Here is a 21,463-nt window from a genome sequence, read left to right on the forward strand (position 1 = left end):
CAATTATTTTACACTCCACTCAACACCGTCTTTGGTGTCTTTCAACTCAATGCCAATCGCATTTAACTCATCACGAATTTTATCGGCAGTTCCCCAGTCTTTATTGGCTTTAGCGTCTTTTCTCAAGTTAATGAGTAACTCAACAGCTCCTCCCAAAACTTCGTTGCTACTGCTGCCTGCTTCGCCTTCTTCTTTTAATCCGAGCACATCAAAAACCACCGCGTTGTAAAAGGCTTTCAAATCCTCCAAATCAGCTGCTGAAATTTTCTCGGTTCCGGCTTTTATCGAGTTGATTATTTTAACGCCATCAAAAAGGTGAGCAATGGCAATCGGGCTGTTCAAATCGTCGCTTAGCGCCGCAAAACATTTCTCTTTTAAGGATGTAATATCAACTGTTGATGCTTCAGATGCAGCTAATTCGCCCAATGTTTTTAAGGCAGACATCAAACGCTCCAAACCTTTTTCAGAGGCTTGTAAAGCTTCATTCGAGAAATCGATGGTGCTGCGATAATGCGCCTGCAAAATAAAGAAGCGGATGGTCATTGGCGAATAAGCCTGCACCAGAATTTCGTGCGAGCCGGTAAACAACTCATCCAGGGTGATAAAGTTACCCAGCGAACGCGCCATTTTCTGCCCGTTAATGGTGATCATGTTATTGTGCATCCAGTAACGCACTGATTCCGTTCCGCGACAAGCTGTATTTTGTGCAATCTCACATTCGTGATGCGGGAATGTTAAATCCATTCCTCCACCGTGAATATCAAACTGCTCGCCTAAATATTTTGTACTCATTGCTGAACACTCGAGGTGCCAGCCCGGAAAACCATCACTCCAGCGTGAAGGCCAGCGCATAATATGCTCAGGCGCCGCTTTCTTCCACAAAGCAAAATCAAAGGAGTTTTTCTTTTCATCCTGCCCGTCTAATTTGCGGGTGTTGGTTTTTATATCATCCAGATTACGGCCGGAAAGTTTTCCGTATTTGTAATCGTTGTTGTATTTCTCTACATCAAAATAAACCGATCCGTTTGCTTCGTAAGCGTATCCGTTTTTCAGAATACCTTCTATCACCTGAATTTGCTCGATGATATGACCCGACGCACGCGGCTCGATGCTCGGCGGTGTAACGTTCAGATCGTCCATGTTACGATGGAAAGTATTCATGTATTTCTGAACCACCTCCATTGGCTCCAACTGCTCAAGACGCGCCTTTTTGGCAATGCGGTCTTCACCAACGCCTTCCACCTCGTCCTCAAGGTGACCAACATCGGTAATATTGCGCACGTAACGAACTTTGTTTCCGAGGAAAGTAAGGTAACGATACAACAAATCAAAAGTTATAAACGGGCGTGCGTGCCCAAGGTGCGAGTTGCTGTAAACCGTTGGCCCGCATACGTACAAACCAACACGACCTTCAACAAGTGGCTTAAACACTTCCTTTTTTCTGCTCAGCGTATTATAAATATAAAGTTGATTCATATGATTAAAATTGTCCATTTTCAGCGGTATCATATGTAACTCGTTGTTTAATGACTTCCATTAATTCCATGTAGTTATTAGCTCGTTTCATAATATTTCTGAAATCGTATGATTTTGCAAAGGTATAACAAAATGAGTGATTTTCTGACTGTTAGCCAGTCCCACTGCAGAAAGGTAAATCGTAATTAACCTGAGGTTCTGAATGCCTAAGCAGTTTGCTCTACTTCCGCCTCTTCACCATCGCTTTTGCTTTCTTCCAGTTTGTTAAAATACTTGCGATAGAAAAGTAAAATTGAAAAGATTCCTACGGTAATGGCCGAATCGGCAACATTAAAAACCGGTCGGAAAAAGATAAACGGATTTCCACCAATTCTTGGTATCCACTCTGGGTAACGACCTTCAAGTAGCGGGAAATAGAACATGTCGACCACTCTTCCGTGCAGGAAGCTGGAGTAACCACCTTCAGCAGGAAATAATGTTGCCACCTGCCCGTAGCTGTGGTTAAATATTATTCCGTAGAATAGGCTGTCGATAATATTTCCGATAGCACCGGCAAAAATCAGCGCAATACAAGCCACAAAGCCAAAAGGTACTTCTTTTTGTCTGGCCAGTTTAAACAGATACCAACCAATAGCCATTACCGCTACAATACGAAAAACACTTAAAAATATCTTTCCGTATTCGCCGGCAAACTCAAAACCAAAGGCCATACCGTTATTTTCGACAAAATGAAGGATAAACCAATCTTTAAACACTACAATCTCATCACCGATCGACAGGTTGGTCTTAATCCAGAATTTCAGAACCTGATCGACAATTAGAATGGAGAATATAATTATCAGTGACTTTACGGAACGCGACATATGCTAACCCTTTATAACAGAATTGCTCTTCGAAAATTCTAATCAGTATTTTCGAAGAGCAATTCCAACTCGTTTCTTTTACTTATTATTTTCCTTGTTTCGCATCAATACTAAGTGTTGCATGAGGAACTGCACGCAATCTTTCTTTAGCTATTAACTTGCCGGTTTCCCGGCAAACGCCATAAGTTTTATTTTCGATACGAATAAGAGCAGCTTGTAAGTGCTGAATAAATTTTAACTGACGCTGAGCTAATTTTCCAGCTTCCTCTTTAGAAAGTGTAGCTGCGCCCTCTTCCAATACTTTAAACGTTGGCGAGGTATCAGAAATATCATTACCATCGCTTTGAGTGATTGAATTCTTGTACATTGTATAATCTTCCTGCGCTTTTTCAAGCTTATCAAGAATGATTTTTTTGAATTCCATCAACTCTTCATCAGAATATCTGTTTTTGTCTCCCATAATTCGTGGGTTTTAAGTTCCTCTCTTTTTTCAACAAGGCCCTAAAGTAATAAAAAAGTCCATTATTTGCAGTCCTTGTTAACAAATATTTAGCTAACCTTTTCGATCTTAATTTTAGCTACTACCTCTTTGTCAATCTCCACCTCGGCGGCCTCTGCCAAATTGGTGCTATCAACCAATTCGAGCACATCGGCAAGAGTTTGTGTACAAATGTATTCTTTGTGGTTTTCAACCGCCACATTATACTCTTCGTGTTTTGCAATACGCAACTTAATCCGATCGGTTACCTCAAAATCATTATCCTTTCGTAAGTTCTGTATTTTGTTGATAAATTCACGGGCAATTCCCTCTTGTTTCAGCTCTTCCGACACATTGATATCCAAAGCGATAGTCATTTGTCCTTCGGTGGTTACTGTCCATCCCGGAATATCTTCGGTTTGAATTTCAACATCATCCAACGACAACATGATCTTCTCCTCTGCCACTGTCAACTCGTATTCGCCGGTACTTTCAAACTCCGAAATTGCATTCTGGTCCAGCTGGTTTACAGCTCCGGCAATTTGTTTCATCATTTTACCGTATTTCGGGCCGAGTGCTTTAAAGTTCGGTTTGATCTTCTTTTTGATCACACCGGCAGTGTCGGTTAAGAACTCAACTTCTTTAACGTTTACTTCTGCCAGAATAATATTTGAAACGGCTTCGAATTGCTCTTTAAAGTGCGGATTTAATACCGGCACCATAATTTTAGCGAGCGGCTGGCGTACTTTCAGTTTTTCTTTTCGGCGCAATGCCAAAATCATAGAAGAAGCTTTCTGCGCAATGCCCATCTTTTCTTCCAGATCTTTGTCAATCAACTCCTCGGCATAAGCAGGGAAATCAACCAGGTGCACGCTCTGGTCATCAGCTTTTCCTGTAGCTTTATTTAAATCGTTGTACAGCAAGTCGGCGTAAAACGGCGCGATTGGCGACATTAATTTAGCCACAACTTCCAAACAAGTATAAAGCGTTTGATAAGCCGAAATTTTGTCGGTAGAATATTCGCCACCCCAGTAACGTTTACGACTTAAACGCACAAACCAGTTACTCAGGTTTTCACTTACAAACTCCGAAATGGCACGGCCGGCGCGTGTTGGCTCGTAGTTTTCGTAGCTGTCGCCCACTTCTTTAATCAGCGAGTTCAACAACGAAATAATCCAGCGATCGATCTCCGGACGCTCTTCTACAGGAATTTCTTCTTCTGCATATTTAAAGCCGTCGACATTGGCATACAATGCAAAGAAATTGTAGGTATTATAAAGTGTTCCAAAGAACTTACGTTTTACTTCTTCAACACCTTCGATATCAAATTTCAGGTTATCCCACGGCTGCGCATTGGTAATCATGTACCAACGCAACGGATCGGAACCGTATTTATCGATGGTTTCAAACGGATCGACAGCATTACCCAGACGTTTCGACATTTTCACGCCGTTTTTGTCCAATACCAGTCCGTTTGAGATAATATTCTTGAACGCTACCGATTCATCGATCATTGTTGCAATGGCATGCAATGTAAAAAACCATCCACGTGTTTGGTCAACCCCCTCAGCAATAAAATCGGCCGGGAATACATCTTTAAAATTCTCTTTCCACTCGAAAGGATAATGGCGCTGTGCAAATGGCATCGCACCCGAATCAAACCAAACATCGATAAGGTCGGATTCGCGCTCCATTTTCTGTCCTGATGGTGAAACCAAAATGATATTATCGACATGCGATTTATGCAGGTCGATCTTTTCGTAGTTGGTTTTATCGTAATCGCCAACTTTAAATTCGGCAAATGGATTTTCCGCCATAAATCCGGCAGCAACCGCTTTATCGATCTCCGCCATCAGTTCTTCCATCGAACCGATACAGATTTCTTCCGAGCCATCTTCTGTTCTCCAGATTGGCAGCGGTGTTCCCCAGAAACGCGAGCGGCTAAGGTTCCAGTCAACCAGGTTTTCAAGCCAGTTTCCAAAACGTCCTGTTCCGGTCGACTTTGGTTTCCAGTTAATGGTGTTGTTCAGCTCCACCATTTTGTCTTTCACCGCGGTTGATTTTATAAACCACGAATCGAGCGGGTAATACAATACCGGCTTGTCAGTTCTCCAGCAGTGCGGATAACTGTGAACATGCTTCTCAATTTTGAATGCCTTGTTCTGCTGTTTCAGCATTACCGAAATATCGATATCAACAGTTGAAGCATCGTCTTCCAGTTTGTCGTCGTATTCGTTTTTCACCGAACGGCCGGCAAACTCGTGATAGGTTTCGGTATTTACATACTTTTCAACAAACTCCGGGTCCAAATCTATAGTGGGGTAAAAACGTCCTTTCCGGTCTACCAAAGCCTGACGTTTTCCTTCGGTATCAATTACGATCAGCGGCGAAATTCCGTGTTGTTTTGCTACCCGGTCGTCATCGGCACCAAAAGTTGGAGCAATGTGTACGATTCCGGTACCATCTTCAATAGTTACAAAGTCGCCGGTAATTATTTCAAAAGCTTTGCCTTCAGGTTTCACCCAGTCGATCAGCTGTTCGTACTGAACACCTTTTAACTGCTCGCCGGTATACTCGGCCATTACTTTGTAAGGAATATTTTTATCGCCCGGTTTGTAATCTTCCAGTGCCAACTCTGCATTTTTCGAGCTGAAATAAACCGGGAAAAGGTCTTTCGCCAGAATCAAAGTTACAGGATCGCCGGTGTACGGATTAAACGAACGAACTTTTACATATTTAATGTTCGGCCCCACGCACAGTGCCGTGTTCGATGGTAATGTCCATGGAGTTGTCGTCCAGGCGAGGAAATAAAGATCGGTTTCCACTCCTTCGAAAAGGAACTCCGACCTTTCGTTTCTTAAAGCTTTAAACTGGGCAATAGCTGTTGTATCTTTTACATCGCGGTAACATCCCGGCTGGTTTAGCTCGTGCGAGCTCAATCCAGTTCCGGCTGCAGGCGAGTAGGGCTGAATGGTGTAACCTTTGTACAACAAGCCTTTGTTATAAATTTGTTTCAGCAACCACCAAACCGACTCAATATACTGGTTTTCGTAGGTAATATACGGATCGTCCATATTCACCCAGTATCCCATTTTGCGGGTCAGTTCCTCCCACTCGCGGGTATATTTCATCACCTCTTTGCGGCAGGCATTGCTGTATTCTTCAACGGTAATTTTCTTACCTATATCGTCTTTTGTAATGTTCAGCGCTTTTTCAACGCTCAGTTCTACTGGCAAACCATGCGTGTCCCACCCGGCTTTACGGTGCACACGGAAACCTTTCATGGTTTTGTAGCGGCAAAAAATATCTTTTATGGCACGCGCCATCACGTGGTGAATACCCGGCATTCCGTTGGCCGATGGCGGTCCTTCGTAAAATACAAATGTTTCGTGCCCTTCGCGGGTTGAAATACTTTTATGAAAGGTATCATCATTCTCCCAACGCGTAAGCACATCCTTGTTTATCTGTGCTAAATCTAACTGCTTATATTCCTGAAATTTATTACTCATAAGAATACCTTATAATCCACTGATTTTAAAAAACATGCAAATATAGAAAAATTTTGATGGGTGGCGAGGATGAAACAGGCCTTAATTAAAACGGACTAATAAGCTTATTACAAATAATTTACATTGCAGCACAAAGCATTACAGGGTTGTTTGCACAGCACTGTAATTAACTGACTAATAGTGTCCTGTTACATCCTGAGCCGTCCTGTTAGTTTTTATGGCGTCCTGTATCATTTTTATTGCTTCCTGTTAACTTTTTGGCTTCCCTGTTGGATTTTGGGGCGTCCTGTTACCCTTTTGCCTCATCCTGTTAAGTTTTTGGGCGTCCTGTTAAACAGGATTCAGGGATTTTGTAACAGGATGGGGGAAATGGTTACAGGGAATCCTAATTCTCTCACAAAACCAGACAACAGAAAAAGCCGCTTTACCGGGAAAGATAAAGCGGCTTTGCGGAATACCTTTTTGGAAACCCGGATCAGACAGTCCGGACTAATTATTTTGTCAATCTGCAGTGACGCTAACCTTGCCGCTTTGCATCCCTTTGGGAAATCGGGCGTAACAAAACAACACTCTTAGTTCTGCGATAACGATCGTTTCGTCTGGCTACAGATCCCTTTGTTTTTAATTTCTTGATTGCTATTAATTCAGGTCGAGTACCGAATTAAATTCGCCTTCAACAATACCGGTGGGAGCAGTACTGTCGGCTTCGCTTTCGTTTTCCCAAACCGAATTGTCGATTAAATATTTAAACTGGTAGGTTTTACCGGTTTCCAGATTCAGCGTTTGTGTAAAATCACCGCTTTTCAGTTTTTTCATTGGCTCAACACTTTCGTTCCAGCCGTTAAATTCACCCACAATTTTAATTGTATCTGCATCCGGAGCTTCTTCTTTTGCTACTCTAAAAGATACTTTACACTCAGGTTTACTTTTTAAATATTGTTTTTTTATACTCATAATTCAAAGTTTTTTGTGAAACAGAACAGTTCCCGGCCTTGATTTTCAGAGAATGCTTTATGAATTGGCATCCGGCGCCTGATGTTAACTCAACAGCCTTCTTTCAATCACCGATCCGGCACGCTCTCCTGAATCGTTCTTGTTTTCAATCTTAAAATTTGTTTTAGTACGAAGTTGGTTTGGAAATGATGTTCTATCAATTTGTTAATCAAATGTATGGCATTAACATTAATTATTAATCAACCAGCAAAAAGAATATTCTGATATTTAACACTTAAATAAAATTAAAATTTTTTAGCATCTTATTGTATTTCAGACGTTTTAGACCATGCCCCAACACCATCCTCCTTGCCCCGAACAGACACACACGACTGATTTTAAGCAATTTAATCAAACGAATGTCAATAATTGTTTCGAAGATGATTCACCCGGCTCATAAACGACTGAACCCTTTCCAATTCCACTTCATTTTGCCAGTTGCCATCGTACTTAAATGATGATCCCACAATAAAGGCATCGGCATACGGCCAGAAACCGGCAATATTACTCTCTGTGATTCCGGAGCCAATCAGCACCGGAAGCCTAACCGCCTCAACTACAGCTTGCACATCCTTTATCGAGGCTTCTTCGCCCGTTGCATTTCCGGTAACAATAACACCGTCGGCTAAAAAGAACCCGGCAGCTTTCGCCATATCACAAATTGAAACATCGGCTGAAATGGCATGCGATGAGTGTTTCTTTTTAATATCAGTCCAGATTTTTATGTCGTCGGCACCGATTTGTTTCCGGTAGCGCAGAAGTTCGGCCGCATCGCTGTTCATCATTCCCTCATCGGCCAAATGCCCAAATACAAATCCTTCGGCCCGGATAAAATCGAAACCTGCAGCATAGGCCACAGCCAGCGCCTGTTTGTTGGCTCCGGCCAAAATCTGTATTCCCAGAGGATGTGAAACCTCATGCCTCAGTTTTGTTGCGATGGCGGTCATTGCAGCCACAATTTCGGGCCCAACTTTACGGTTCAGATAAGGCCGGTCGTGCATGTTCTCGATCATTATTGCATCAACCCCACCTTGCTCGAGCTTTTGTGCGTCGCTGATAGCGGCTTTAATAATTTCCGGTATGGAAAGGCGGTTTTTCGGAGTGCCAGGCAAGGCGCTTACATGCACCATCCCGATTATTGATTTGTTGAGTTCCACGCTTTATTATTTTGTTTCCTTAAAGTTAACTGAATTGAGGGAATTTCTGCCGATCACCAAAAACAATTCACTTATCGTTTTGATTGCCACTGATTTTGTACATTTACATCCTGTAACCTAAGTCAAAAAAACAAAAGATGAAAAATAGTTCCCTTTTGCTCGTTTGCTATGCACTAATATTCCTGTCATGTTCAACGGAGAAAAGCGAAAACACCTTAACAAAACAAGAAATTGAGGACGGCTGGGAATTGCTGTTCGATGGCAAAACCACCAATAACTGGAAAACCTTTAACGGAGGCGCAGTTACCGGATGGAAGGTAATTAACGGCGAATTGCACAATTCAGGCGTTGGGGCGGATCATGGCGGCGACATTATAACAAAAAAACAGTACACCAATTTTGAATTGTACCTGGAGTGGAAAGTATCACCTGAAAGTAACTCGGGTGTTTTTTACCACGTTCAGGAAGGACTTACAGACGTCATTTACGAATCGGGCCCGGAATACCAGTTGATTGACGACAAAGGGTGGCCAACCGAACTGGAAGGCTGGCAGCATTCAGGCGCCAATTACGGTATGAATCCACCTCAAAATGCAAAGGTAAAACCGGTTGACGAGTGGAACATAACGCGAATAATTGTTAAAGGCCCCCACGTTGAGCACTGGCTAAACGGCACCAAAGTAGTGGAATATGAACTCTGGACCGACCAATGGCTGCAAAATAAAGCTGCAAGCAAGTGGGCTGAAGTTCCGGACTATGGGATGGCAAAATCGGGGCATATCGGACTGCAGGATCATGGCGGACTAACCATGTTCCGGAATATTAAGATCAGGGAATTGTAGTTTCATCTTAATTGAAGTTTTCAAAAGCTATATTAGATGCATATCAAGACCCCACCTAACCTTCCGTCATCTGACGGAGAGGAATTGTCCCCCTTCGGGGGATTTAGGGGGTCAAAAAACTAAGATCAAATTTCAACTTGAGCCAACTATTATAAGCCCAATTTTTAGTGACTACAGGTTTCTCAATAAAAATTATCTTTGCCCGAAACATTTTTAAAAATGGAATTTACTGCATTCAGAGATCTGAAACCCTTCTCGCAATTGTTTTTTGCCGCATTTGTTGTGGTGGCCAGCATTTTAATCTTCTTTGTATTATCGCTTGTTGTGGCCATTCCAATCTGGGGATTCAACACTGTTTTGCACCTTCCGGCAATAAATTCCGAAACGCCACAAAATATTATTAACCTCTATAAATTCATCCAGGTTGTACAGGCAATCGGCTTTTTTATCGTCCCTCCGTTTATTTTGGGCTACCTATTTCATGGCAAATCAAACAAATACCTTTATCTCAATAAATCATTCAATTCGCAAAGCATAATTCTGGTTGTTGTAATGATGTTTTTTGCCTCTCCGCTTATTAACCTGATCGGGGAATTAAACAGCAACATGAGTTTCCCCGACTGGTTATCGGGTGTGGAAGAATGGATGCGCAATGCAGAAGAAAATGCTGCTGATATTACCGAAGCCTTTTTAAATGTAAAAACCATTGGCGGACTTGCTTTCAATGTGTTTATGATTGCTCTGCTACCTGCAGTTGGCGAAGAGCTTTTGTTCCGCGGAGTAGTACAGAACATTTTTAGCAAAATGACGCGCAGTCACCATTGGGGAATCTGGATTTCAGCCATACTATTCAGCGCTTTGCACATGCAGTTTTATGGTTTTGTACCACGGGTTTTACTTGGTGCTCTGTTTGGTTATATGCTGGTTTGGAGCGGCTCGATGTGGTTGCCCATTATTGCCCATTTCCTGAATAATGCTATTGCCGTAATTGCCATGTACTTTATAAATAACGGGATGATGAATCCACAATATGAAGAAATCGGATCTACCAGCGACAGTTATTACATGGCCGGAATCAGTCTTGCGCTAACATTTGTCTTTCTTCTGATGCTGAAACGACACAATGCAGGGAAGGAAATTCCTTTATAAAAAAATCCCGGATCAGTTTTCACCAAGCCGGGATCTAAAATATCAATACAATAATTTTCTCTAAGCAAATTCAAATAAGAGATCGGTCTGCATTTCTTCTGCCGAAAGCTTTTTCTTTTCGTTACGGCGAAATACATAAACAATACCGTATTCCTGCGCCAATTGACGTTTTACTTTTGGTGATTCCACCTCAAGACTCTCTTCAATCTCTGTCCACAGTTTGCTTATAAAGTCGTTGGTAATCTTACGCAGTTTCTGCATTTTATCGAACGAACGCAAGGTATTTCGTTTTAAGGTTTGTTGAAATACCGAAGCATCGTGCAATTCTTCCACCTTAAATTTTACCAGTGCAATTGATGGATTATAAATGGCACTCCCACCATTTTGTTTACGCTTTTGTTCGCCTTCCACCATTATTTTGCCCCATTCAATTATATCTTCTTCGGTGTTTAGTGGCGGCACCTTTCCTTCAAAAGAAGCCAGGTTTCCGTAATACTTAATTCCGCCGTTTATCTCGCCACGTTCTGATGCAAACTGCAGCACCTGTATAAAATGCGAAACATACATTTTAGCGCGATCAAAAGCTTCTTTGTACGCTTTTATATTTTCCGACTGTAGGCGTGTGTCTAATTCGTATTGTTTAAGGTGATTCTCAAAAGTGTTTTTCACATTCTGAAGTTCTTCAACCGAATGATTCGAGAACGCCAGTTTGTGTTCATTCTTAATCACCTTTGCCAGCGCTGCGTTAAGTGCGCGTATTCTGGCTTTATCCGTTGTGGGTAAACGTCTGTATGGCATAATGTTCCTTTGTGTTTATGCGAAGTTATGGATTGTGCATGGAGAATTCATGTGTTCGCCCTTACACTTATGCACATCTACTTGTTTATTAGTATGAAAAACAGGAGGCTGCTTTTAACGAATGGCCTTATTTTAATACCTTTCTGTCTCTATATTCGCACGAAGTTAACAGGGTTAGAAACATGATAAGTAACGTTTATTGAAGCTCAACAATAACAATGAAAGTGAAATTTCTCTTAACTTTTTCCTGCCGGAGGCCTTCATCTTTGCCTTAATGCAAAGACGAAGCAGAAAAATCAAGGCTACTATTAACCTTCACCTTACATTTTCATAAAACCTAAGCTCGGACGGGTGATCTCCTCAATTCTTCGGAGCTTCCCGCTCTCTCTAAGGTTTTATTTCAATTCCAGGCAAAGATTAATAGAGGCCGTTCCAAAGATGAAACGCCGGCAAAAAAAACTGTTTGTTTAAAGCTTCGTGTGGGCTCGTCAAAAATCCGTCAGTCGGGCTATCTGGTTACATTAAAAAAATGCAAAGGTTATTTTTTAATCCCGATAAATCGGCAGTTCCTTTTGAACGAATGCAAAAGGAACTGCCCGTCTGGCATGAAGACAAAAGCTACAAAAGCAAACTGAAGTTTTCTCGGATGAACCAAGTAATCCCAAAAAACAAAAAGCCTTCCCAGAAACTGAGAAGGCTTTTCAACTTTATAGCTTGAATTTTCTTATTCGCTAATTCTTGCTCTCAGGTATTCGCGGTTCAAACGCGCAATGTTTGTAATCGAAATACTTTTCGGACACTCGGCCTCGCAAGCCTGCGTGTTGGTACATCCACCAAAACCAAGTTCATCCATTTTCGATACCATGTTCTTAGCACGGCTTGCAGCTTCAACTTTACCTTGTGGCAATTTTGCCAGGTGCGAAACTTTTGCCGAAACAAACAACATAGCCGACGAGTTTTTACAAGCTGCTACACAAGCACCACAACCAATACATGCTGCTGCATCCATTGACTCTTCAGCGTCATCTTTCGGAATAGGAATTGTATTCGCATCAGGAACACCACCGGTATTTACCGATACGAAACCACCAGCCTGAAGAATTTTCTCGAAAGCAGTACGGTCAACCACAAGGTCTTTAATTACCGGGAAAGCACGCGCACGCCAAGGCTCAATAACAATGGTTTCGCCATCTTTGAACTTACGCATGTGCAACTGGCAGGTAGTAACCTCGGTGTCTGGTCCGTGCGGACGTCCATTGATGTAAAGACTACAAGTACCGCAGATACCTTCGCGGCAATCGTGGTCGAAAGCAATTGGGTCAATTCCTTCTTCAATGAGCTGGAAATTCAGGATATCCATCATTTCAAGGAAAGAAGACCCGGTTGAGATATTTTCGATTGTATATGTTTCGAATTTACCTTTTGATTTGGCATTCTTTTGACGCCAAACTTTTATTTTGAGTTTTTTTAGAATCTTATCAGCCATAATCTTACAGATTTATGATTTATAATTATTCGATCGATTATTTGTAAGAACGCTGCGTAAGCTTCACATTCTCAAATACCAAATCTTCTTTATGCATATCCGGCTCAACGCCCTCTCCTTTGTACTCCCAGCACGATACGTAAGTGAATTTTTCGTCGTTACGTTTTGCTTCACCTTCTTCGGTAGCCGACTCTTCACGGAAGTGTCCACCACACGATTCGTTTCTATCAAGTGCATCGCGAGCCATCAACTCACCAATATCGAAGAAATCGGCAACACGACCAGCTTTCTCCAACTCAGGATTAAGGTTATCCAATTCACCAGGAATACGAACGTCTTTCCAGAATTCTTCGCGAATTTCCTTAATCATATCGATCGCTTTTTGCAAGCCTTCAGCATTACGGGCCATACCAACGTAATCCCACATTACCTGTCCGAGTTTTTTGTGGAAATAATCAACCGGTTTCGAACCTTTAATGTTGTATAATTTCTCGATACGATCTTTTACGTCTTTTTCAACTTCAGCAAACTCAGGAGCGTTTGTGTCGGCCATTGGCGTCATAATTTCATCAGCCAGGTAATCACCAATAGTATATGGCAACACAAAATACCCATCGGCCAACCCTTGCATCAGTGCCGAAGCACCCAGGCGGTTAGCACCGTGATCAGAGAAGTTAGCTTCACCAATAGAGTACAAACCAGGAACGGTTGTCATCAGGTTGTAATCAACCCAGGTACCACCCATTGAGTAGTGGATAGCCGGGTAAATCATCATTGGCGCTTTGTAAGGATCAACATCGGTAATCTTTTCGTACATCTGGAAAAGGTTTCCGTAACGTGCTTCAATAACACCTTTACCCAAACGATCGATGGCATATTTAAAATCAAGGAAAACTGCTTTACCTTCCGAGTTTACACCAAATCCGGCATCGCAACGTTCTTTTGCAGCACGCGATGCAACGTCGCGAGGTACAAGGTTACCGTACGAAGGATATCTTCTTTCCAGGTAAAAATCACGATCCTCATCAGCAATATCGTTCGGGTGAAGCTCACCTTTCTGCAATTTTACTGCATCTTCTTTTTTCTTTGGAACCCAAACACGGCCATCGTTACGCAACGATTCCGACATCAACGTCAGTTTCGATTGCTGATCGCCATGAACAGGAATACAAGTAGGGTGAATCTGTACAAAACATGGGTTCGACATCAAAGCACCACGTTTGTAACACTGCCAAGCTGCCGATCCGTTACTTCCCATTGCATTAGTCGACAGGAAGAATACGTTTCCGTAACCACCGGTAGCTACAACTACTGCATGTGCACCAAAACGTTTAATTTCGCCCGAAACAAGGTCGCGGGCAATAATACCACGAGCTTTTCCGTCGATTTTAACCAAATCCAACATTTCGTGGCGGTTGTACATTTCAACGGCACCTTTCGAAATCTGGCGGTTTAAGGCCTGGTAAGCACCAATTAATAACTGCTGACCGGTTTGCCCACGTGCATAGAACGTACGACTTACCAACACACCTCCAAACGAACGGTTATCTAACAAACCACCGTATTCGCGGCCAAAAGGTACACCCTGTGCAACACACTGGTCAATAATATTTGGCGAAACTTCGGCCAAACGATAAACGTTAGCTTCGCGTGCACGGTAGTCGCCACCTTTAATTGTATCGTAGAACAAACGATAAACCGAGTCGTTATCGTTTTGATAGTTTTTTGCAGCATTAATACCACCCTGTGCAGCAATAGAGTGCGCACGACGCGGGCTGTCCTGGTAACAAAATGCTTTTACTTTGTATCCTAATTCTGCTAATGAAGCAGCTGCCGAGGCACCACCTAAACCGGTACCTACAACAATAATTTCTAATTTACGCTTGTTAGCAGGGCTCACTACTTTAATGGCAGCTTTGTGTTTGCTCCACTTCTCTGCCAACGGCCCTTCAGGTATCTTACTATCTAAAATGCTCATAATTCTTTCCTCTTTTTTATTTATACAATCCTAACATGAAATAAAGTGGAATAACGGCGTAACCCACTGCAATAAGAATTGCGTAAATCGTACCAATAACTTTCCAGCGCTTTAACCAATGTTTGTTGTTTAAACCTAAGGTTTGGAAAGCCGACCAGAAACCATGCGACAGGTGAAATCCCAGCAAAGCACCACCAAGAATGTAGAAAACACCCAGTGCAGCGCTGTTAATAAAGGCAGACGAAACCAAAGCGTACGCATTGTGCATGTGCTCGCCGTTGATGGTTACTTCGGCCAAAAGCGGATCACCCGTAAACTTCATCTTAACAAAGAAGTTAATGATGTGGATGATAAGGAATACCAAAACCAAACCGCCTAAAACCAGCATGTTACGAGATGCCCACGAGCTTGCTCCGCTCATGTTCTTTTTTGCATACTTAACCGGGCGTGCTTTCCAGTTTTGATACTCGAGGAAGAATGACCAAACAATGTGAATGATAAAACCTAATCCGAGGATAGGTTCCATAATCTTAATCAGGGGGTTAGTAGCCATAAAGTGAGCTCCCTGATTAAACAAATCACCGCTGTTGTCAAAAATCAGTAATAAGTTGAGGCCCAAGTGGACTGCGATAAACACTACCAGGAATAATCCCGACAGACTCATCACAAATTTTCTTCCAATCGAGGCTGTTAAAAATTTGCTCATAATCTATTATTTATTTTTGGTTGATTCTGAATTTTGCTTAAAGCGCCACAAATGTAGACGAACGCAAATATACCAGCAAAAAAGGCAATCTAAAATAGCTAATTTAAAATGTTTCTACAAATGATTTAATCTTGGGTTTAAATACAGCGTTTGAATAATGAGATTTTGGAAGTGAGTAAGGAGATAAATCGGAAGAAAGACAGAAATTTCAATCCCTTTTTTTGGACATGAGTTCAACCATCCAACCTCGATTCCTAATGATGTCTGTTAATTCACGGATTAAGATGCTTTGTATCACAGAAATTCCGAAACAAGGTTGGAATGACCTACCCGAAATTTAAGATGCATCCGTATTTATCAGAATGCAAAAAGAGTTCTGTTGTTAACTTGCTAACGTCCGTTCATATATCTATATTTAAATCCAACTATCAGATTAAAAAAGTATGAAGGCACTGGTACTCGAAAATTACAATGATTTGGTTTATAAAGAGGTTGCCGAACCCGTTCCGGCCCCAAATGAAGTACTCGTAAAAGTAAAAGCCTGCGGAATTTGCGGCTCCGATGTTCATGGAATGGACGGTAGCACCGGAAGAAGAAAACCACCGATTATTATGGGGCACGAAGCTTCGGGAGTTATCACAGCTCTGGGAAGCGAAGTGTCAGGCTGGAATATTGGCGACAGGGTAACCTTCGACTCAACGATATATCCTTTAAATGATTGGTACACTTTGAACGGACATTACAATTTAAGCGAGAACAGACAAGTGCTTGGCGTGTCGCCGGGTACATACAAAAAACACGGTGCTTTTGCCGAATATGTAACGGTGCCGGAGCATATTTTGTACAGACTGCCCGATAATGTTTCGTTTGAGCAGGCAGCCATGGTTGAACCAGCTGCCGTTGCACTTCATGCCATTAAGCAATCGGGATTACAATTGGGTGAAAGTGCTGCAGTCATCGGTACAGGAATGATCGGTTTGTTCCTTATTCAACTTTTGTCGCTTTCCAATGCCTCGCCACTTTTTGCTATTGATGTTGAAAGTTCAAAACTGGATATGGCAAAAAAATTTGGCGCTGAAGTCATTCTGAATCACAACAAAGATAATCTGATAAAAGAGGTTTTATCCCGAACAAATTCACGCGGAATCGACCATGTTTTCGAAGCTGTTGGTATTGAACCGACCGTTAATAATGCCATCGAAATTGTGAGAAAGGGAGGAAAAGTGGTGCTGGTTGGAAACCTTTCTGCCAACATCAATTTCCCTCTTCAAAGTGTGGTTACCCGCGAAATAAAAATATTGGGAAGCTGTGCCATCAGGGGAGAATATGAAACAGTGCTTCAACTTATTGATGCCGGAAAAATCAAGGTGGATGAAATGATCTCGGCTGTTGCTCCTCTATCAGAGGGCGCCGATTGGTTTAAGCGATTGTACAACAAAGAAGCCGGTTTGAAAAAAGTTATTCTAGTACCATAAAATCCTTCATTCCTTTCCGAAAATACCTAAATCAAAGTAAACCATAAAACTCAACTTATCTTGAAAAAAAATCTGTTCAACATAGCCATTCTGGGTTGCGGAAAAGTAGCTCATCTCCATGCCAAAGCCATCCAAAATATTCCCAATGCCCGGTTATCAGGCGTTTGGAGCCGAAACCCGGAAACGGCAAAAAGCTTCGCTTCCAAATACAACATCGAAGCCTTTACCGATATTTCAAAACTTGTTTCCGATAAGAAAATTGACCTGGTCATCGTTTGCACTCCTCATCCTTTTCACCTCGGACCAACCCTGCAAGCAGCTGAGGCCGGAGCGAATGTTTTGGTTGAGAAACCGCTGGCATCAACACTTGCTGATTCTGACGAAATTATAAGTGTCTGTAAAAAGAATGGTGTTAAACTTGGAGTTATCAGTCAGCGACGATGGTACGAACCTGTTAAAAGAATAAAAACCGCAATCGACGATGGTAAAATCGGAAAGCCTGTTTTTGGAACCGTAAACATGCTTGGCTGGCGCGATAAAGCCTATTACGATTCAGACGCCTGGCGGGGAACCTGGAAAATGGAAGGCGGTGGAGTTTTGGTCAACCAGGCTCCGCATCAACTGGATATTTTGTTGTGGTACATGGGCGAAATTGATGAGGTTTACGGCGTTTCGAAAAACCTGAATCACCCTTACATCGAAGTGGAAGACACGGCGGTGGCAATTATAAAATTCAAAAATGGCGGGATTGGCAACATTCTCGTTAGTAATTCGACCAAACCCGGGATTTACGGGAAAGTACATGTGCATGGCGACAATGGTGCTTCGGTGGGCGTTCAAACAGACGGCGGGGCTATGTTTATTGCCGGAATGTCGGGGATACTGGAACCACCTGTAAACGACATCTGGACTGTTCCCGGTGAAGAACAATACCTCGATAAATGGAAAAAAGAAGATGCTGCTTTTTTTCAATCCGTCGATCCAACGGTTTATTACATGGAAAAACAAATTGAAGATTTTTTGGCGGCTCTAAACAATAATACCGATCCCCTGGTAAGCGGAGAAGAAGGAAGAAAAACAGTTGAGCTGTTTACGGCAATTTATCGATCAACTCGCGACAACCGGCCGGTAAAATTTCCACTACAACCCGAAACAGGGCGACATGATATGGACGGAAGGCTGCGATAGCTGAATTTACACAAACTAAACCTAAAAACGATGTCAACATTTTTTATCTTTTTCCTGGTCACCTCAGCAGTTGCACTACTGCTTCTTATGGTGCTCAACTTAAAAATCAGTGCATTTATTTCATTACTTATCATTTCAATATATGTTGGAATTCTCACCGGAATGCCGCTGAAAGATATTCTTCAGAGCATTCAGGACGGTATGGGAAGCACGCTGGGTTTTGTGGCTACGGTGGTTGGCCTGGGCGCCATTTTCGGCCAAATGCTTGAAAGTTCGGGAGGTGCCATTTCGCTCGCCCACTCTTTGGTGAAAAAGTTCGGAAAAGAAAAGGCATCATGGGCGATGGTGATCACCGGATTCATTGTAGCCATTCCGGTTTTTCTCGATGTGGGATTTATCATCCTGGTACCTATTATTTATGCCTTGTCGAAAGACACCCAAAAGTCGTTGCTTTATTACGGCATCCCGCTTCTAGCTGGACTTGCTGTTACTCATAGCTTTATTCCTCCAACACCTGGCCCGGTTGCTGTTGCTGATATATTAAATGCCCAGTTGGGTTGGGTTATATTCTTTGGTGTTCTGCTCGGATTTCCAACGGCGGTAATCGCGGGTCCTCTCTGGGGAAAATACATTTCAAAGAAAATACACATTTTACCTCCCGCCGAGTTTTTAAATTCTTCCGAAGAAGAAAAAGAAGACAAAAACCTTCCTTCGTTTCGCGTTATAGCACTAATTATTTCAATACCACTTGTATTAATTTTACTAAATACCTTATCCTCGCTACTTGTTGAAAAAGGAGTGATCGAAAAATCAATGCTGACAGATGGTGTTGAGTTTATCGGGCATCCGTTTTCGGCGCTGATAATTGCCACTTTAATTGCCATTTATGTTTTGTGTGTAAAAAGAGGAATGTCAAAACAAAAGATTCTCGATCTGAGCACCAAGGCACTTGGTCCGGCGGGTATTATTATTTTAATAACCGGCGCAGGAGGCGTACTCAAGCAAATATTGGTTGATTCGGGAATCGGTAAAATGATGGCCGAATCGATGGCAAATTCCGCACTTCCACCTATTTTACTGGCCTGGATTTTAGCAGCTATTGTACGGGTAACACAAGGCTCAGCAACTGTTGCCATGATTACCGCAGCGGGGATAATTGCACCAATATTAAGCGAATTCGGGTTAAACGATCCGCAACGTGCACTGGTGGTACTATCTATTGCATCGGGAGCAACCTTATTATCGCATGTAAACGACAGTGGATTTTGGCTGGTTGGTAAATATTTTGGCATGAACGAAAAACAAACCCTGCAAAGCTGGACGGTTATGGAATCGATAATTGCGGTTTGCGGACTGGGTTTTACGATGTTGGCTAGTATGTTTGTTTAACTGCAACAGATTATGGATTCAGATAACCCAAACAACAAACCACGCTGGCAGACTGCCAACTCTGATTTCTATAAAAAGTATAAAGACGAAAGGGAAAAACTTAAAAATGAAATGACCAAAGCGGAAAATATGCTTTGGAAAAATCTACGAAATAAACAACTTGGCGTAAAATTCAGAAGACAACACATCATCGATTTTTACATTCCTGATTTTGTCGCACTTTCCATAAAACTGATCATTGAGGTGGATGGAAAAATCCATTTGTTCAAAAAAGCAGAAGACAACGAGCGAACCAAAAGGCTTGCTGCAATTGGATACAGAGTTGTACGTTTTACGAATGAAGAGATTGAAAATGATATTGAAGAAGTAGTTCTCAAGATAAAAAATGAAGTTGACAAATTAAACCCACCCAACCTCCCCGACAGCCGGCGGAAGGAATAAAGCCGATGGATTAAAGCTCGGGGCGTAAATTTTTGTAACCGCCCAAAAGTCCCCTTTGGGGATTTAGGGGTCAGAATGGTTATTGATAAAAACATTCAATTACTACACCCCACCTAACCTTCCGCCATTTGGCGGAGAGGAATCAGGCTGTGGTATAATTTCCAGACCGCCAATTCTATTCACCGGCCAAAAGTCACCTTTGGGGATTTAGGGGTCATATGAATAATCAAAATTTATTATCATTGCACAACAAATCGCTTTGCGCCTGGCGCCTTGCTCCAAGCTGTTACTATGACTTTTAAATTCAAACATTTCACCCAACTAACAACATCCGAACTCTATAATATTCTGCAGCTTCGAGCCGAAATTTTTGTGGTTGAGCAGGACTGTGTTTACAACGATTTGGATGGGTTAGATAAGGATGCCATCCATCAGTTCATGGAAAAAGACGGGGAAATTGTAGCCTACTCGCGTTTACTAAAACCGGGTACACGTTTTAACGATTATTCCATCGGGCGTGTTGTGGTTAAAGAATCGGAGCGCGGATCAGGGCTGGGAATTCAGATGATGGAAGAAGCCAAAACTTATATACTGGAAAACTGGAAGCCTGATAAAATAAAGATCAGCGCCCAAAAATACCTGCGTAAATTTTACGAAGACCTGGGATTTAAAATCGTAACCGACGAGTACCTTGAAGATGGTATTCCGCATTACGGAATGTTGTTTGAAAACAAAGTCAACTAACAGATGCAAAAAATTGTAATTCTACTATTTCTTATTCTGGGCAGTCAGGTTTTTGCCTCCCCGCAGGATAGCCTTGTTGAACGCATTTTTAACGAAATGTACAACCAGCATTATTCCAAAGCAGAAGAAATGCTTCGCACCAACAAAAACCATATCGACTCTGTTCTTTTCGCCGTTCTTTCGGTTGACATGAGTTACTGGAAAAATGTTACCGGCACCGACACGCCTGATTACCCGGCTTTTGAAAACGATTTGCAGCAACTTTCTCCAGGCATTCCTGCATCATCCACACAACAGGCGATTCGGCTGGTTACCTTGTCGTATCAGTTGCGTTACGAACTCAAACGTTTTAAACTGATTAAAGCTATTTCAACCCGGCAGGAAACAAAGGCGCTTTTTACCGCGCTGAAACCCAACGAAGCATTACCGCCCGGGCAGCAGGAAATGTACCAGTTGTATTCCGCCCTATTTCAGTATTTCGATAATTATCTGAAACCGTTTTTTGCTTCCGACAAAAAAGAAAACTGCAGCGCAGCATTAACAACCATGACCCGCTTATACCAATCGGAAAGCCGAATTACAAAAACCCTGGTTGCCTACTTCCTGGGAAAAACATGGCTGAAATACGAGAACAATGCGACAAATGCAGTTGAATACTTTCAATGGCTGCACAAAAACTTCCCCGAAAATATAAAGTTTAAAGAGCTGCTGGATGAATGTAATGAGCAGTTGAATTAGGTTTTCAAACATTTTGCACAATTTTCTCTTTCATCCGAAAGTTTTGATCAAAG

At 42.2% G+C, this 21,463-nt stretch carries 18 protein-coding genes; 8 read left to right on the forward strand and 10 right to left on the reverse strand.

All coding sequences use genetic code 11. The features are described 5' to 3' along the window. Nucleotides 1–3: 3 nt before the first annotated feature. The 6 genes from cysS to G4420_RS05450 all read right to left on the reverse strand — a co-directional run bounded on the left by cysS (nt 4) and on the right by G4420_RS05450 (nt 8,476). Nucleotides 4–1,476, reverse strand: coding sequence for a cysteine--tRNA ligase (cysS, locus tag G4420_RS05425; RefSeq protein WP_163322531.1), 1,473 nt, complete (start codon nt 1,474–1,476; stop codon nt 4–6). A 206-nt stretch (nt 1,477–1,682) separates the two neighbouring features. After that, nucleotides 1,683–2,339, reverse strand: coding sequence for a lipoprotein signal peptidase (locus tag G4420_RS05430; RefSeq protein WP_163322532.1), 657 nt, complete (start codon nt 2,337–2,339; stop codon nt 1,683–1,685). A gap of 85 nt (nt 2,340–2,424) precedes the next feature. Further along, nucleotides 2,425–2,799 (reverse strand): TraR/DksA family transcriptional regulator, encoded by a 375-nt coding sequence (locus G4420_RS05435; protein ID WP_045025927.1) that lies wholly within the window; start codon nt 2,797–2,799, stop codon nt 2,425–2,427. A gap of 89 nt (nt 2,800–2,888) precedes the next feature. After that, nucleotides 2,889–6,326, reverse strand: coding sequence for an isoleucine--tRNA ligase (gene ileS, locus G4420_RS05440; RefSeq protein ID WP_163322533.1), 3,438 nt, complete (start codon nt 6,324–6,326; stop codon nt 2,889–2,891). A gap of 639 nt (nt 6,327–6,965) precedes the next feature. Beyond that, on the reverse strand, nt 6,966–7,280 hold the full coding sequence (locus G4420_RS05445; RefSeq protein ID WP_163322534.1) for an isoamylase early set domain-containing protein: 315 nt from the start codon (nt 7,278–7,280) through the stop codon (nt 6,966–6,968). 401 nt (nt 7,281–7,681) lie between these two features. After that, nucleotides 7,682–8,476, reverse strand: coding sequence for a BtpA/SgcQ family protein (locus G4420_RS05450; RefSeq protein ID WP_163322535.1), 795 nt, complete (start codon nt 8,474–8,476; stop codon nt 7,682–7,684). A 137-nt stretch (nt 8,477–8,613) separates the two neighbouring features. Here G4420_RS05450 and G4420_RS05455 point away from each other — a divergent pair, with 137 nt between their 5' ends. Further along, entirely contained in the window at nt 8,614–9,318 is a 705-nt protein-coding gene (locus G4420_RS05455) for a 3-keto-disaccharide hydrolase (RefSeq protein ID WP_163322536.1), read from the forward strand. 219 nt (nt 9,319–9,537) lie between these two features. Further along, the gene (locus tag G4420_RS05460) at nt 9,538–10,467 is read left to right on the forward strand and encodes a CPBP family intramembrane glutamic endopeptidase (protein ID WP_163322537.1); all 930 of its coding nucleotides are present in this window, start codon (nt 9,538–9,540) and stop codon (nt 10,465–10,467) included. Nucleotides 10,468–10,527: 60 nt separating this feature from the next. Here the strand turns inward: G4420_RS05460 and G4420_RS05465 are convergent, their stop codons facing one another. From G4420_RS05465 to G4420_RS05480, 4 genes are all read right to left on the reverse strand, one after another. Continuing rightward, nucleotides 10,528–11,265 (reverse strand): hypothetical protein, encoded by a 738-nt coding sequence (locus G4420_RS05465; protein WP_163322538.1) that lies wholly within the window; start codon nt 11,263–11,265, stop codon nt 10,528–10,530. Nucleotides 11,266–11,989: 724 nt separating this feature from the next. Further along, entirely contained in the window at nt 11,990–12,751 is a 762-nt protein-coding gene (locus G4420_RS05470; RefSeq protein ID WP_163322539.1) for a succinate dehydrogenase/fumarate reductase iron-sulfur subunit, read from the reverse strand. Nucleotides 12,752–12,788: 37 nt separating this feature from the next. Next, nucleotides 12,789–14,729 carry a fumarate reductase/succinate dehydrogenase flavoprotein subunit gene (locus G4420_RS05475; protein WP_163322540.1) on the reverse strand — a complete coding sequence of 647 codons (1,941 nt, stop codon included), beginning with the start codon at nt 14,727–14,729 and terminating at the stop codon, nt 12,789–12,791. A gap of 16 nt (nt 14,730–14,745) precedes the next feature. Further along, nucleotides 14,746–15,435: a succinate dehydrogenase cytochrome b subunit gene (locus G4420_RS05480; protein WP_163322541.1), complete on the reverse strand. Its 690-nt coding sequence runs from the start codon at nt 15,433–15,435 to the stop codon at nt 14,746–14,748. A gap of 443 nt (nt 15,436–15,878) precedes the next feature. Here G4420_RS05480 and G4420_RS05485 point away from each other — a divergent pair, with 443 nt between their 5' ends. The 6 genes from G4420_RS05485 to G4420_RS05510 all read left to right on the forward strand — a co-directional run bounded on the left by G4420_RS05485 (nt 15,879) and on the right by G4420_RS05510 (nt 21,410). Beyond that, nucleotides 15,879–16,910 (forward strand): galactitol-1-phosphate 5-dehydrogenase, encoded by a 1,032-nt coding sequence (locus G4420_RS05485; RefSeq protein ID WP_163322542.1) that lies wholly within the window; start codon nt 15,879–15,881, stop codon nt 16,908–16,910. 60 nt (nt 16,911–16,970) lie between these two features. Continuing rightward, nucleotides 16,971–18,098 (forward strand): Gfo/Idh/MocA family protein, encoded by a 1,128-nt coding sequence (locus tag G4420_RS05490; protein WP_204273600.1) that lies wholly within the window; start codon nt 16,971–16,973, stop codon nt 18,096–18,098. Between the two features lie 30 nt (nt 18,099–18,128). Beyond that, complete coding sequence (locus G4420_RS05495) at nt 18,129–19,487, forward strand: GntP family permease (RefSeq protein WP_163322543.1); 1,359 nt, start codon at nt 18,129–18,131, stop codon at nt 19,485–19,487. A gap of 12 nt (nt 19,488–19,499) precedes the next feature. Next, a complete protein-coding gene (locus G4420_RS05500; RefSeq protein WP_163322544.1) occupies nt 19,500–19,928 on the forward strand; it encodes an endonuclease domain-containing protein in 429 nt (142 codons plus the stop codon). A gap of 291 nt (nt 19,929–20,219) precedes the next feature. Continuing rightward, the gene (locus tag G4420_RS05505) at nt 20,220–20,672 is read left to right on the forward strand and encodes a GNAT family N-acetyltransferase (RefSeq protein WP_163322545.1); all 453 of its coding nucleotides are present in this window, start codon (nt 20,220–20,222) and stop codon (nt 20,670–20,672) included. A 3-nt stretch (nt 20,673–20,675) separates the two neighbouring features. Next, on the forward strand, nt 20,676–21,410 hold the full coding sequence (locus G4420_RS05510; protein ID WP_163322546.1) for a hypothetical protein: 735 nt from the start codon (nt 20,676–20,678) through the stop codon (nt 21,408–21,410). The last annotated feature ends 53 nt before the right edge of the window (nt 21,411–21,463 follow it).

Origin of the sequence: Draconibacterium mangrovi (assembly GCF_010586825.1) — a bacterium.
GTDB lineage: Bacteria > Bacteroidota > Bacteroidia > Bacteroidales > Prolixibacteraceae > Draconibacterium > Draconibacterium mangrovi.